We start from the raw sequence: 14,203 nt of genomic DNA on the forward strand, positions 1-14,203 counted from the left end.
AACATCAACACAAAAAACTAAGAAATATCTATGAAACTTCGTAATTTTTCGTTGTTTCAATCGTTGTCTTCAAAAGCGAACCAACGCCGACTGGTAAGTATTTTTACTTTAAGCTTGTTTTTGTGGACTATACCAGAAGCGAATGCAAAATTCAAACCCCGCACTCGCAAAACTCCTAGAGAATACTCTGGTCGTGGTGGTTCGCGAGGTTGTCCTGGTGATATCGGAATTCCTCTGACTTTACTAGCACCGCAGACTTATGTGGGTGAAACTGCATCCAAGCGTCCTACATTTGCGTGGTTTATGTCAACAGCACGTACTGTTGATTTTATGTTGTTTGAGTTAAAGCCAAATCAAAAACCGCAGATAGTAATGAAAACAGAGAAATTGAATTCATTACCAGGAGTGAATAAATTTGTAGTTTCTTCTACGCAACCGCAACTTACGGTAGGAAAAGAGTATTTCTGGCAAATTTCGATGCTTTGTCCAAGTGGTTTAACTTTTGTACGTGCAGAGTTTGAAGTTGTGAACAGACCTTTGCCACTTAAAAGAAGCATTAAATCTACTAATAATTCAACTCAAAAAGTTGCCGATTTGGCAGAGCAAGGACTTTGGTATGATGCGTTTGCAGAAGCACTTAAATATTCCAGTCAGGATAAATTAGGAGAATTAGGTTCTAATTTAATTCAAGAATTAATTGAGCATGAAAGCATAGAAGACCAGCCTAATGTCAGCGAAACAATTAATAGGCGCATCAAGAATTTGCAACTGATTTATCAGCAATAACGTTGATTGCGTAGACGCTCCGCGGCTTGTCGTCAGACATCGCGTTATTTTTAGAGATGTTGCATTGCAATATCTCTAGATAATTAAACCCAATTACCAATCAAAATGAACGGCGACCAAAATGCCGGACTTGCAAACTCCGATTCTTCTCCAGTTAACTTTATCATCTTAATTTGTGCTTGACGTAAAGCTTCAACTTTTGTCATTCCTGGCTTTTTTAAATTACGATAGAACTCTGCAATTAAAAGCGCTGTTGATTTATCCTGGACTGACCATAATGAAGCAACTGCACTTTTAACACCAACTTGTAATGCAACTCCAGCTAAACCCAATGTAGCGCGATCGTCTCCTAGTGCTGTTTGACAGGCTGTGAGTACTAATAATTCTAACGTATTTGCTTTACCACGAAGGTTACTTAAAGCAGCTTCGAGTTCGCTAATTGTGAGTTTCCGGTTATTTCCAGTGATGATAAATGTATCTTCAGGAATTGTTCCAAATTGCGCGTGACTGACTATATGAACAACAGGGAAAATGTTTTTATTACCTAGTTCTGTTCTCAAAGTTTCTGGAGCAAATTTTGCATCAATAAAAAATATACTATTGGGAAAAACTTGTTTAACGGCTTCGATTTCCTTCTCAGCATAATCTAATGCTTGAAATTCTTGTCGATCTATAATTGCTGCTTTCGTTAAACCTAGACTAGAGCTTTTTCTATGTGGCGATCGCTCGATTTTGGCAAAGTCAAGCGAATACTAGGAGTTATTCCAACTGCGTATTGTTCGATTAAATATTTTTGTGCTTGAGCATCGAAAAGTGCAGCCATTGGAATACTACGTAGAAAGCCATCTTGAACAAATACTAATGTTTGAATATTTGCTGCTTTTAAATCTTTTACAAAAGGACGAATTATCAAATCGTACAGTTGACTTGCTAAAGTGCGATCGTAGCCATCAGGACGAGCTTGACCCAAAATTAGTGACTTTTGAAATGCTTTAATCTGCTTTTGTAATTCTTCTTTTTGGATGATTTTATTGCTTGCTTGCACCCAACGAACCAACGTTTCTCCTGGTTGAGTTTTCCTTGGCGGTAAGGTGAGCAGCAATGCTATCTTATCATCAAAAATAATTGAACTCAAAACTGCGGTGTTCTTATCTATTATTTCATCTACTCTCTGAGGATTGAGTACATTAACAATGCAATCACCACCAAAGTAATTTTGTAATTCAGCTAATTTTAATGAATCAATTGTTTCTAAAGCATTAGATACACCAGATTTTGATATATCTGACTTCACCGAGGCTTGCAATATTTGCTGAAGCTGAAATTCTGCCAGTTCGCGGTACAAAGGTTGAACAACATCACGAAAGTCAAATTGAACATCTCGTGTACTTGTAATAATGTCGCTGCGAATTGCTTCTAAAGTTTTAAATGCTCTTTGGTATGCTTCTAGTGATTCTTTTTCTTGATTCTGCTTTTTCAAGATTCTTCCTGCTTGCCATTCCCATAAATACAAGCTATCTTTTGCTGCTAATTTTTGGTCTGCTGCTATTAACACTTGCTTAGTATACTTGAGTGCTCGCACTTCATCACCTTGACATTCCCAGAAATGTCCTAATGCACCGTAAGCATATGATTCAACACGAGAATTTTTAATTTTTTGACTGACAGTAACTGCTTTATTTAAAATATTAATAGATTCTGTATTTGATAGTTTACCTAACTCACCTGTTTTTGAGCATTGGGTAATGGAAGAAGTAATTTTGAAATCACTTGGTAATAAAGCTAAATCAATTGCCGCGTAGGCTTTTGTAGAGGAATCCGTAACTTTGTCAGTTAAACTTACAGCTTTTTGAATTTTATCATCTACTGTCGCACTAAGGATAAGATTAAAATCGTGGCTTCTATAACTAACTTTAATTGTGTTGAGTAAAGCTTGCAGTTGACCAAGAAAATTATTTTGTTTGTGTGCTAACTCCAGACTAATATTAAAATATTTGATTGATTTGTTAAAATATTCTATGGCATTTTGTTGAAATTCTCCTGCTTTGTTACCATTAGTTTGTTCTGCGGACTTTGCCCGTATATACCAAAGTTGTCCTAAATTGACATAGACATTTCCCAAACTGTTATTAATGAGAATTTCGTATCCAGAATCTTTAACTTTTGCTGCATCTTCTAAATATTGAATCGCTAAATCATAATTCCCCACTAAACGCAGTGCTTCACCCAAAATACCCAATCCTGCAACTTCTGTATGACTATCTTTGTTTGTAAAAGCAATTTGTAATGCACTATTAACTTCACAGGGTTGTTTTTTATCTGACTTAATATCAAATTTATTACTGCACAATAAGGAAATTGCTTTTGTTGCTTGTCCTTGGTTGTTGTATGTCTGCGCTAGTTCCGTTAGTATTCGTCCTACTTGGGGCAAATTTTTTGCTGCACCATAGTAGGTTATTGCTTCATTGAAAAATGCGATCGCCTCTTTTGTATCATCTAATTGCTGATATGCCCTAGCAAGATTTTCGCTGACAATTGCTGCATTCTTAGCATTGTCAGCTTTTTTATAAGCATCTAAAGCTTTCTGGCAAGTCTCTATAGCACCTCGAATATCTCCTGCTTCATAACTTTTAACACCTTGTTCCACCTGTTGGCTAATATCAGCAGTTTGTGCAGTTACGATATTTCTCATCAAAGGTACGTGAGTGAACCAAGTAAAAAATATGAAGCTGCACAAGAAGAGAAATCCGAGAAATCGACGCTTGTTCAATTGGCAATCGCAATTTGACACAGCCTAACTCCTGCAATATATTAAGCTTTATCCTGTAGCAACGTATGAGTGGGCAGCACACGCTGCCCTAGAATTTTTCTTATCGCCCAATCACTTGCCTTTGAGCAATATAAGTATCTAAATTGGCAATTAAGTTTGTATACTGTAAATATTGAGCGTAGCAAGTAGATTTGGCTATGTAAGGGCTATTGTAGCAGTTTTGTACCACAATATACGCTTGCCGCGATTGTTCGTTCCTAAAAATTATGACTTCTTGTAGTGAAAATTGATCAAGTTGTTCGCGGGTAATCGTTTGTGCATTTGCTGGCATTTGTATGCTCAAAGAAATTCCGAAAATAGCCAAAGAAGCTAGTAAACTTTTAACATGATTGAAATGCAAAGTCATGGTGAATGTACCTCATTTTTAGAAAATTAAGACGTTGGCAGTAACTAGAGACAATTCCGGCTAACTCAACAAATATTGACATTAAAGTTATTTAATGGAATTGCTACTAGAAAGAATTGGAAATAAACACAGTGGTTGGAAAACGATTAAATCCTTTCAATTTGGTATCTTTTGTTTATTAATCGTTCCTGATAGTTTCTAGATTAAACTGATTTTCAAAATAAATCCTTCAACTTGTTGCTCACATAGTTGCAGATTTCAGCCAAGTAGATTGCATAAAACTGCAATCCCAAATAAGCAAAATATTTCTGTCATCAATCCTTACCAAGAGAAAATTACAAATCTCTTCTGTAAATAGCGATATACTACTTAATAAAATTAATTATTTTAATCACAGCTTATGGTTACGCGATCGCTACAGCGTCAAGTTATTATTATGCAACTATCCCCATTGAGAACGATACAATCTTTTAATGAAACTACTGCGAGCAACAAAAAATTCTTCAATCTGTGTTTGAAAATAGCAAGTATATGGAGTTTATTTGGAATAGTCGCATTTGTTCAAACTCCTGTTTTTGCCCAAAGTGCGATGGGCGAAGCCCCGCCTTCGGTGATCGCACCTGACAACACATTAGGAGCTGAAAATTCCAAAGTTGTAACTAATTTTAATCTTAATGGTTTACCAGTTGAAGTAATTACTGGTGGTGCAACTCGCAAAATTAACCTATTTCATAGTTTCCGAGAGTTTAACGTCAGCAAGGGACGTAGTGCTTATTTTTTGAGTCCTAGTGCAGATATCCAAAATATTTTGGCAAGGGTAACGGGTGGAAACCGCTCTGAGATATTGGGTAGATTGGGTACTTTCCAGATTATTAACGGTAATATAGCTGCTTCTAATGCCAATTTATTCTTGATAAATTCCAATGGAATTATTTTTGGTCAGGATGCGAGTTTGGATTTACAAGGTTCGTTTGCAGCGACTACAGCTAATGCGATCGCATTTGGGGAGAGAGGAAATTTTAGTGCGACAAATCCAGAAGTACCGCAACTGTTGACAATTAATCCAAGTGCATTATTTTTTAACCAAATTAACCGCAGCGAAATAATCAACCGTAGTCGTAAAGCTGAAACATTGGGAATAACTATACCGAGAAGTTTTTACCTAGTTGGTGGGGATATCACATTTGATGGTAGTTTTGCTGGTTCGGTAGGAAATCGTTTGGAATTAGGTGCAGTTGCAGGAACGGGAACTGTTGAATTGATTGGTAGCGGAAATCAAATGCAGTTAGCTTTTCCAGAAGGTTTATCGAGAGGAGATATTCTCCTGAAAAATAATTCCTTGGCTTTTACAACTGGAGGAGGTGCAATTTCTGTTAATGGTCGTAATATAAGCCTTTATGGGAATAGTTTTATTAGTTCAACACTTCAAGCTGGGGAAGGTACAATTGGTGTCTTTGGAGAAGATGTCGTCGTTAATGCAACTGGCAATTTGACGCTGGATAATATTAGTGATGTGACAAGTCGGGGTTTGGAAAATTCTTTGGGTAGTACTGGAAATATTGCCATTAATGCCCAATCTATTCGTCTGAAAAACCAAAGTCTAATTGATAGTAATGGACCAAGAGACCGAGGAAATATCATTTTAAATGTAAAAGATGATGTCAGCCTCGATAATAGTGTTATTACCACCAGTGGAATCTTCAATCCTGTAGGTAGATCTGGTGATATTACAATTGCATCTCGAAATATTAATTTAAGCAACCAATCTTTCATTAATTCTGACAATATTGGAATAGGAGAAGGTGGAAAGATAACCTTAAAAGCTCAAGAATATATTTCACTTAACAATGGAAGTCATATTTCCAGCAGTTCCTCTGCATCTACTTTTGGTAGGGTGAATAGTCAACCTAGTGGTGATATTGAAATTAAAACGATAAATCTTATACTTGATGGAAATAATACTATTCTAAGTTCTTCAAACCTTGATCAGGGAAGGGGTGGCAACATTCGTGTTGTTGCTGATGACTCAATTTTCTTAAATGGTTTGGCGTCAATTTCATCTTCCAGCACTGGTCAACGTGATAGTGGAAATATCGAACTGAAAACGCGATCGCTTACACTTTCCAACGGTGGAAAAATTGGTACAGAAGCATCGGGACGTGGTAATAGTGGAAATTTACTAGTTAATGCTTCAGACTTTGTTAATTTAAGCGGTATCACAACGTTTACTAACCCACTAACAGAAAAATTAGATTTCATAGGAAGTGGATTAACAACCAGTGCTTTCGGTGCTGGTAATGGAGAACAATTGACTATAAATACAAGAAAATTGAGCATTAACGATGGTGGATATATTACTACCACAAGTAATCAATCTGGTCGTGGAGGAAATTTGATCATAAATGCCAAAGATTCTGTAGAAGTTGTGGGACGCTCACCCAATCTTGCAAGCCGTGTTGCTACCAGTACACTTGGTTCTGGAGATGCAGGAGATATGAAAGTTAACACTCCTCAGTTACTTGTACGAGATGGTGCGGAAGTATTATCTAATGCCAGAGGAACAGGTAACGCAGGTATGATGACCATCAACGCCTCGCGCATCCGTTTAGACAACCAAGCTTCTCTCAACACCAACACCCGCAGCCCAAATAAAGACCCCAACCGCGAACAAGCGACAATCAACCTCAACACCCAAAATTTAAACCTGCGTCGCAACAGCAAGATCACTGCCAATGCCACAGGCGAAAACGTCATCGGTGGTAACATTAACATCGACACTGATTTATTAATTGCCCTCGAAAATAGCCGTATTAGCGCCAACTCAGATAACTCTCGCGGTGGTCGAGTAAGAATCAACGCTCAAGGCGTATTTGTCGGTACTCAATCCAGCGATGTGTCGAAATACATCACAGCCAGATCGGGAGTAGGTTTATCAGGAACTGTTAATGTTAACTCCCCCGACAACAGCGTAATTCAAAATAACCTCATTGAACTTCCAACTAATGCGATCAACACCAACGCACTCATTGCTAATAGCTGCATAGCCCGTGCAAATAGAAAACAAGAAAACAGTTTTATCATTACAGGTGGAGGTGCTTTACCCAACCGTCCTGGTGATGTATCAATGTCCAACTATTCCACAGATAGAGTGCGTGGTGTCAATAATGAAAATACATCGCGTCCTTGGAAAAAAGGCGATGCAATTGTCGAACCAACTGGTGTGTATCGACTTTCAAATGGTCAATTAGTAATGAGTCGAGAATGCCAAAATAATTGATAAAGCATCCTACTAGAAACGTTGCTGAATTGAAGTATAAATTAGTATGCAGAGATATTACATATAACGTCTCTGCTCGGTGGTTGTCCGTGGTAAGCAGATATATTGGCAATTCCCAATATCATTTTTATGTTTCGTGTAAAAGCTGAGGACGAAACAAACACTTAAAAAGGTTGATAGCGCAGTGAGAAATTAAATCCATTATCTTGCAGTGAGTCACCTTTATTATCGACTCCAAATAGGGGGATTGCGTAGTCTGCACGTAAATTTAATCCTTGAAATGGTTGCCATCGCAAACCTAAACCTAAGCTAGTAAGGGTTTGAGGACTAGGATTACTAACGCTATTATTCCACCCCGTACCAAAATCGAAAAATGGTACTAACTGTAGGGTATTAGTGTTAGATGTCAGGGGAATACGAGCTTCAATAGAGGCAATTATCCCATTGTCGGTAACGACTTGATTCTGGTTATATCCGCGGACTGTTTCAACTCCACCGATGCTAAATTTTTCTAAGGAAAGTAGAGAGTCACCAGTTAATTGCGCGTCAATTTTTGCTAGTATTATCACACGAGGAGATAATCTTTGCACCCATTGAAATTGTCCCAACCAGGTAAAAAATTGCCCGTCTGTACCTGTAACATTTACCGTAGCGTCGAATGCATTTATACCTATACTAAATTGCGATCGCGCAGCTAAAACCCTATCTGCATCTCGCTGTAACCAATCTTGAGAAAATCGAATTGCTGTAATTTTTGATTCTCCTTCTTCGGGGCCTTCGGAAAATGAGAAAGGGATATCATCTAGTAAGAATGTCTGACTGCGGCGTAAATCGAATGCTAAACCAAGGGCAAATTCGCTCTCTGGAGTGCGCTGTAACGGTTGACGAACGTTAAATGAAAGGGTACGACTTTCGCTGCGAATATCTAAATCACGGAAGTCGTCTTCAATAATTTTACTATCGCTGTTGTTATAGCGGACACCAATTGTTCCATTTAAAGCGTTAAAAGGAACGTTGTAGCTGATATCGTAGAGGTTTAACCCTTTGGTAATTCCATATTCAGCGTAGAATTTATCACCTAAACCCAGTAAGTTTTCATGTTCGATGAATACACTTCCTTGTTCGGAACCAATGCTGGGAGATTGGCTATTAGCAACTTCCATCCCAGCGTGAAATGCAGGTGCTTCCTTGAGTTGCAAGCGTAAAATGTTGCTTCCAGGGGTACTTCCGGCTGTCAGTTCGGCGTTAACCCGCGCAATTAAGGGGTCAATTTGCAATAATTGCAATGCTTGTTCGAGTCGTTTCTGATTAAGGGGTGTCTGCGTAGCGCGAGCAATTCGAGAACACACATACCCTTTTTGAAGCCTTTGCAATCCGCTTAATTCTATAGCTTCCAATTCTCCTTCAACTATTTGGATTTTAATGATACCACTGTTAAGATTTTGGTTGTTAAGGAGAAATGCACCACTGGTGATGTAGCCTTCTTTGATGTAGAGTTGGGTGATTTGTGATCGCAATTCTAACAACTGCTCGAATGTGATGTTTTGGTTTTCTAACGGTTGTTTTAATTTGGTAAGTTCTTCTTTTAAAACAGTATTGCCTATAATTTGAATTTCTTTCACAAAAAAGCTTTCACGTGTGGAAAAATTTGTATCCAATGGATTATCAATTGGATTTGGAGACAGAATGGGATTACTAGGAAATGGAGGAGTAGAAAAAGTTGGTGATGGTGTCGGTTGGGGAATTGTTTGTTCGACTTTACCAGGAGTATTAGGAGGAATAGTTACACCCGATGGAGGTGTAGATTGGGCAAATAACAAATGGGAATTACTAATCAATGAAAAAAATGTTAAAATAATTACTCTAACTCGAAGAGATAAATTCATTTTTATTTTTTTGAATTGATTTTTTAATTTCTACAGCAGATTGCAACTTGGTGAGGTACAGATTATCGTAGGGAACATGGCTGTGCCCCTAACCGTGTACTTCATTTACCTGCAATACGCTGTAACCCGCTTTTGTCACTCTCCGAAAACAAAAATCAAAAGGAATGTTTAAAACTTTGACTGGGACTGGGTTTGTGAATTTATTTCCTAATATGATAAACGTTATCATTGCTTTAGACTGAAACCCTTGTGCAGCAAGTATTTCAGATTTTTATCTATGGAAAGTGACAGAAGAGGGGTAAATGATGATGCGATCGCAGTCTTGTTTACCTTGGGCTGCGCCAAGGCGATTCCCGTCGTTAGCGCAGCCTCTTCTCTACGAGAGGCTATGCCAACGAGTCCTCGATGTCTTGCGATAGCGCAGTTCAAGGTAGAAAAGGGCTTGTCAGTAGACATCGCTCTTTTTCGTTTATCTACCCCTAATTTTTCCCATTCGGACGCTGAATAATCGTCTCTAAAACCCGTCGCTTGGCCTTTGGATCAATACCTACTAAGCGCACGTACTCACCGCTATATTCTGCCAAAGTTGATTCCAAGTTTGAGATTGCATCAGATTCTGCATCGATGTGGCTATGAGCACAACTTTGCCAAGAACCTGTGCCAAAACGCCGCTCATCTACGTGTTCAATACTAATTTTGTAACCTTGAGCCAATAATTGCCGAATCTGTCCTTGTATCTCTAGGGTCAAGTGTGGACTCGATACTTCTTGTTTCTGGAATCCATTAGTTTTTGCTGCTTGGGTTGCGCTATTGCTTAACGGCTGACTAATTGGTGTTACAGCAGGTGGTGCAGATTGAGAATTTCTACCCCGATTGAGTCGATTGTAATCATCAACCAAATGGGAATTTTCTACCCGTTTTTGTTCACCAACCAGGAAGTTACCAGACTCGATTAAGTGAGACAGGCTGAAATTTGGCTTTTTAAATTCTGGTGGGCCTTTAACGCTATTAACCACACTCAAGGATATCTGCTCAAAACCTACTTGATGGATATAGTTGCGGATTTGTTCGTCATAAATGCGCGATCGCAAAGCGCTAAAAAAGTCAATAGACTGATTGACAAAAGTATCAACTAGCTGTTCAACTTCCCGCTGTGACAGTCCATCTGATTCAAAAATCCCCTTGACAATTCCCACCTTGTCGTCTCTGTCTGGTTCCCAGTAGAATTTCTCCATCCGTCCATCCCGAATTAACGGTGCATAGAGGGTAGAAAAATCATTACCTGTGACAATAATCGGCACACGATGTAAAGGCGTGGAATCATAGCTTCCAGGCAACTGTACATCTGTGGGATTATCAGCAATATTCATCAGTGTCGCATTCACTAACTGCGTATTCACAGTATATTGAGTGCCTTCATCAAAGCGTCCAGCCCCGGCATCTAAATCGTTAATCATTAGTACACACATTTTGCCGCGTACTTTGATCAGTTCCGCTGTTTCCCGATAGCGCAGCCGAATCAACCGCGCTGGATCTCCTGCATCTGGACTTTCCAATTCGCCGCCAGATATGTTAGTCACTTCGATACCCATTTTCTCGAAGACTAATTGACATTGAAATGTTTTGCCTTCTCCTTTACGTCCATGAATACCCAAAATCACGGGAACTCGCACGCCAGGAAGCTTTAGAAAGTTTTTGGTGATGTGGACAGCCAGTTTGTCCAGAAAGCGGGGAGCGATGTAGTAACCCATGAGCTTGTCTTATAAATAATTAACACTTCTAAAGTTCATGTTAAGTTTTTTTTGAGGATAGCGATCGCTTAAAAATCAACTTTGAATGCTTGAAACCCAATCATTACATTTAGCGTTTTCTGTCAATGCGTAAATTATAGTAATAAAATTTACCGATTTCTGAAAAGACAGACCTTGATAAATAATAAATTTTATCAAAACATTCATTTATGAAACTATATACTTAATACAAATTTTTATATTTAAATAAAGAAAATTAACTGATTCAATTTAGCCAATAAAACTTTGATTTTTGGTGAATTTGTGCAATTTTTGAATAATCATTTTCAATAAAACTTGATAACTATTTGCAATTAAGATGTCATTTCCTATAGAGTTAATAATCAGGTAGGTAAGAAGATTTCTTATTGACTTGTAATAGATATCTGCGTTCTTGACGACAATTGCATAAGTGATTTTGGTGTGAGTAAGTATGAAATTTAACAAAAATTCTGGAATCAACTGGCTGCGTTTTGCAGGCATACTAGCCCTATGCTGGGTAATGCAGTCAAATAAAGTGCGGTCGCAACCAGCACCAATTGCTAACATTCCGCAACTAAGTGAACTAAAACTTCCAGCTACAAATGCTTCAAAGTTACTTTCTCAAGCCCCAATTCAAATCACAGGTGTCAAAATTAACACTACTGATAAAGGTTTAGAAGTAATTTTACAAACATCTCAAAGCGAACAGTTGCAAGTAGTCAATCAAAGTTCAGGCAATAGTTTTATTGTTGATATTCCCAATGCACAGCTAAGTTTAACAACAGGAAATACATTCAGCCAAAACAACCCAGCCAATGGCATAGCTTCAGTCACACTCACAAATCAGGATGCAAATACGATCCGTGTGATCGTGATAGGTGCAACAACTTTGCCAGTTGTTGAGTTGTCTGATAGTCCTAATGAAGGTTTGATTTTTGAGGTGGCATCAGTTGCATCTTCTGTGCAGCCACAACCACAATCCAAAACGCCACCAACTTCAGCAGAAAATCAGCCCACGAGCGAAACTCAACCAAGTAAACCATCGGCAGAAAGTGATGAGCCGATTGAATTGGTGGTAACAGGTGAGCAAGATGGGTATCGCGTGCCAAATGCTTCAACTGCAACCAAGACTGACACGCCCTTGCGTGATATTCCTCACTCGATTCAGGTGATTCCTCGTCAGTTGATTGAAGACCGTCAGGCAACTAGAATTGGCGACGTTCTGAGAAATGTGAGCGGCATCCAACAACCCACGAGTGGTTCGCGTAGCGGTCATTTTGATATCTTTTTCATTCGTGGTTTTAGTAGCGCTAATGAGGGCGTTTTGCGAGATGGACTTAGAGATAGAACAAATTCACGTATTGGTTCGCCAACCATTAATTTAGAACGTATCGAAGTCCTCAAAGGCCCTGTCGCCGCCCTTTACGGTCAAGGTGGTTTGGGTGGCACAATTAATCTAGTCTCGAAACAGCCCCTTAGCGAACCCTATTACGCTATTTCCGCATCGGCGGGAAATTACGATTTTTATCGGGGGACGCTCGATTTTTCTGGGCCGCTGAACCCAGAAAAAACCTTACTGTATCGTCTGACAGCGGCAGCAGAGACTTCTGGGAGTTTTATTGATTTCGTCAACAGCGAGCAGTACTTTATCTCTCCTGTTTTGACTTGGTTGATTAGTAAGAACACAACACTCACTCTGACCACAGAGTACACAGCTGCGCCGCGCAAAGATGAATTTGGTATCCCTGCGATCGGAACAGTAGCACCTAATCCCAACGGTCGCATTCCTCGCAATCGTTTTATTGGCGAACCTGATGATGCAGACAATCGCTACGCACTCCGAGTTGGCTACAACTTTGAGCATCGCTTCAGTAACAACTGGCAATTCCGCAATGCTTTTCGAGCAACGTTTTTCACAACATCTGCACCAGAGGTTTTTCCTTCTTCCTTAGCTTCAAATAACCGCGATCTTCAGAGAACATTTTCTCAACCAGGTGAATTCAGTAACACGGATGATTACAACTTAGATACATACGTCACTGGCAAGTTTGCGACGGGTAGCATCGCGCATCAACTGCTCATTGGCTTGGATTTATTTCGAGAGGTTAACCGATATGACGGTTCGACTCGCGCGATCGCACCACTCGATCTGTTTAATCCAGTCTACGGTAGCCTGCCAGGAGCAGTAATTTCTAGAACTAGTAATCAACAAACGCAACAGGCTTTGGGTATTTACATTCAAGACCAGATTGCCCTAGCAGATAATCTTAAACTTTTATTGGGAGGTCGTCTTGATATCTTGAATCAAAAACAAAATAACTTTCTCACTACCAGTAAAACTTTTCAACAAAACGAAGGCTTTAGCCCACGCGTCGGGATTGTTTATCAGCCAATTACGCCACTTTCGCTTTATGCTAGCTACGGTCGCTCGATTACTCAGGTAGTCGGAACCACGTTCGACACTACCCTATTTGAGCCGGAACGTGGCACGCAATACGAGGTAGGTGTTAAAGCCGATTTGAATGACAGAGTTTCTGCGGTTCTAGCATTCTACGACCTAACCCGCGCTAATGTCTCAACTCCCGATCTTAGAGATACTCGGTTTTCCATTCAAACTGGCGAACAACGCTCTCGCGGGATTGAATTCGATTTATCGGGTGAGATTTCCCCAGGATGGAATATTTTTGCTAGTGCTGCTTATACTGATACTGAAATTACTTCAGACAATTTCTTTAGAGTTGGCAATAGCTTGGCAAACATTCCTAAATTTAGCGCCAGCTTGTGGACAACTTACGAAATTCAGAAAGGAGATTGGCGCGGTCTAGGCTTTGGTTTAGGACTTTATTATGTGGGCGATCGCCAAGGAGATTTGGCAAATTCCTTTGAGTTACCGAGTTATGTACGTACCGATGCTGCCATTTACTACAAGCAAGGAAGATTGCGGACAGCCCTGAATTTCAAGAATTTGTTTGACATTGAATATTTTGAAAATGCTGGTAGCAGCGCCCGAGTTAATCCTGGTGAACCATTCACAGTGGTGGGAACAGTAGGGTTTGAATTTTGATTTGAGGTAATTTAGGAGCATTCACCATAAATCAAGACGACTTTCAAACTAATTCCTGTTGTTACAGGATTTAGTATGCAGTGCGATCACTACAAACATAGAACTTACGCAAAAACCCTCTCAAACTCTCGTTTCTCCGTGACCTCTGTGTTCTCTGTGGTAGCCTGCGGCAAGCCGCTTTGCGTCTACGTTTTCCGTTACCTGTGCGTAAGTCCTAAAACAGAAAAATCTCAAACAGTAAA

General features: G+C 39.4%; 9 protein-coding genes. 3 read left to right on the forward strand and 6 right to left on the reverse strand.

What is annotated here, in order from left to right:
- Window positions 1-30 precede the first annotated feature (30 nt).
- Entirely contained in the window at window positions 31-786 is a 756-nt protein-coding gene (locus V7L29_RS32940) for a DUF928 domain-containing protein (protein WP_334738125.1), read from the forward strand.
- Between the two features lie 83 nt (window positions 787-869).
- On the opposite strand, the gene V7L29_RS32945 is transcribed toward V7L29_RS32940, so the two are convergent.
- The 3 genes from V7L29_RS32945 to V7L29_RS32955 all read right to left on the reverse strand — a co-directional run bounded on the left by V7L29_RS32945 (window position 870) and on the right by V7L29_RS32955 (window position 3,962).
- Window positions 870-1,517, reverse strand: coding sequence for a CHAT domain-containing protein (locus V7L29_RS32945; RefSeq protein ID WP_334738191.1), 648 nt, complete (start codon window positions 1,515-1,517; stop codon window positions 870-872).
- Window positions 1,481-3,478: a tetratricopeptide repeat protein gene (locus V7L29_RS32950; RefSeq protein ID WP_334738126.1), complete on the reverse strand. Its 1,998-nt coding sequence runs from the start codon at window positions 3,476-3,478 to the stop codon at window positions 1,481-1,483. The genes V7L29_RS32945 and V7L29_RS32950 overlap by 37 nt, the downstream gene beginning before the upstream one ends.
- 178 nt (window positions 3,479-3,656) lie before the next feature.
- Window positions 3,657-3,962 (reverse strand): hypothetical protein, encoded by a 306-nt coding sequence (locus tag V7L29_RS32955; RefSeq protein ID WP_334738127.1) that lies wholly within the window; start codon window positions 3,960-3,962, stop codon window positions 3,657-3,659.
- 589 nt (window positions 3,963-4,551) lie between these two features.
- Here V7L29_RS32955 and V7L29_RS32960 point away from each other — a divergent pair.
- Window positions 4,552-7,239: a two-partner secretion domain-containing protein gene (locus tag V7L29_RS32960; RefSeq protein ID WP_334738128.1), complete on the forward strand. Its 2,688-nt coding sequence runs from the start codon at window positions 4,552-4,554 to the stop codon at window positions 7,237-7,239.
- Between the two features lie 164 nt (window positions 7,240-7,403).
- Here V7L29_RS32960 and V7L29_RS32965 read toward each other — a convergent pair whose 3' ends face one another.
- The 3 genes from V7L29_RS32965 to V7L29_RS32975 all read right to left on the reverse strand — a co-directional run bounded on the left by V7L29_RS32965 (window position 7,404) and on the right by V7L29_RS32975 (window position 10,876).
- Window positions 7,404-9,125 carry a ShlB/FhaC/HecB family hemolysin secretion/activation protein gene (locus tag V7L29_RS32965; RefSeq protein ID WP_334738129.1) on the reverse strand — a complete coding sequence of 574 codons (1,722 nt, stop codon included), beginning with the start codon at window positions 9,123-9,125 and terminating at the stop codon, window positions 7,404-7,406.
- Between the two features lie 225 nt (window positions 9,126-9,350).
- Window positions 9,351-9,581, reverse strand: coding sequence for a hypothetical protein (locus V7L29_RS32970; protein ID WP_334738130.1), 231 nt, complete (start codon window positions 9,579-9,581; stop codon window positions 9,351-9,353).
- 23 nt (window positions 9,582-9,604) lie between these two features.
- A complete protein-coding gene (locus V7L29_RS32975) occupies window positions 9,605-10,876 on the reverse strand; it encodes a ribulose bisphosphate carboxylase small subunit (RefSeq protein ID WP_334738131.1) in 1,272 nt (423 codons plus the stop codon).
- Between the two features lie 472 nt (window positions 10,877-11,348).
- Here V7L29_RS32975 and V7L29_RS32980 point away from each other — a divergent pair, with 472 nt between their 5' ends.
- Entirely contained in the window at window positions 11,349-13,961 is a 2,613-nt protein-coding gene (locus V7L29_RS32980; RefSeq protein ID WP_334738132.1) for a TonB-dependent siderophore receptor, read from the forward strand.
- The last annotated feature ends 242 nt before the right edge of the window (window positions 13,962-14,203 follow it).

It is taken from the genome of Nostoc sp. (genome assembly GCF_036916575.1).
Taxonomy (GTDB): domain Bacteria; phylum Cyanobacteriota; class Cyanobacteriia; order Cyanobacteriales; family Nostocaceae; genus Nostoc.

Coding starts and splice junctions, on each gene's coding strand:
- V7L29_RS32960 (WP_334738128.1), top strand. CDS start 4,552: ATGGGCGAAGCCCCGCCTTCGGTGATCGCACCTGACAACACATTAGGA.
- V7L29_RS32965 (WP_334738129.1), bottom strand. CDS start 9,125: ATGAATTTATCTCTTCGAGTTAGAGTAATTATTTTAACATTTTTTTCA.
- V7L29_RS32975 (WP_334738131.1), bottom strand. CDS start 10,876: ATGGGTTACTACATCGCTCCCCGCTTTCTGGACAAACTGGCTGTCCAC.
- V7L29_RS32970 (WP_334738130.1), bottom strand. CDS start 9,581: ATGTCTACTGACAAGCCCTTTTCTACCTTGAACTGCGCTATCGCAAGA.
- V7L29_RS32940 (WP_334738125.1), top strand. CDS start 31: ATGAAACTTCGTAATTTTTCGTTGTTTCAATCGTTGTCTTCAAAAGCG.
- V7L29_RS32950 (WP_334738126.1), bottom strand. CDS start 3,478: ATGAGAAATATCGTAACTGCACAAACTGCTGATATTAGCCAACAGGTG.
- V7L29_RS32980 (WP_334738132.1), top strand. CDS start 11,349: ATGAAATTTAACAAAAATTCTGGAATCAACTGGCTGCGTTTTGCAGGC.
- V7L29_RS32955 (WP_334738127.1), bottom strand. CDS start 3,962: ATGACTTTGCATTTCAATCATGTTAAAAGTTTACTAGCTTCTTTGGCT.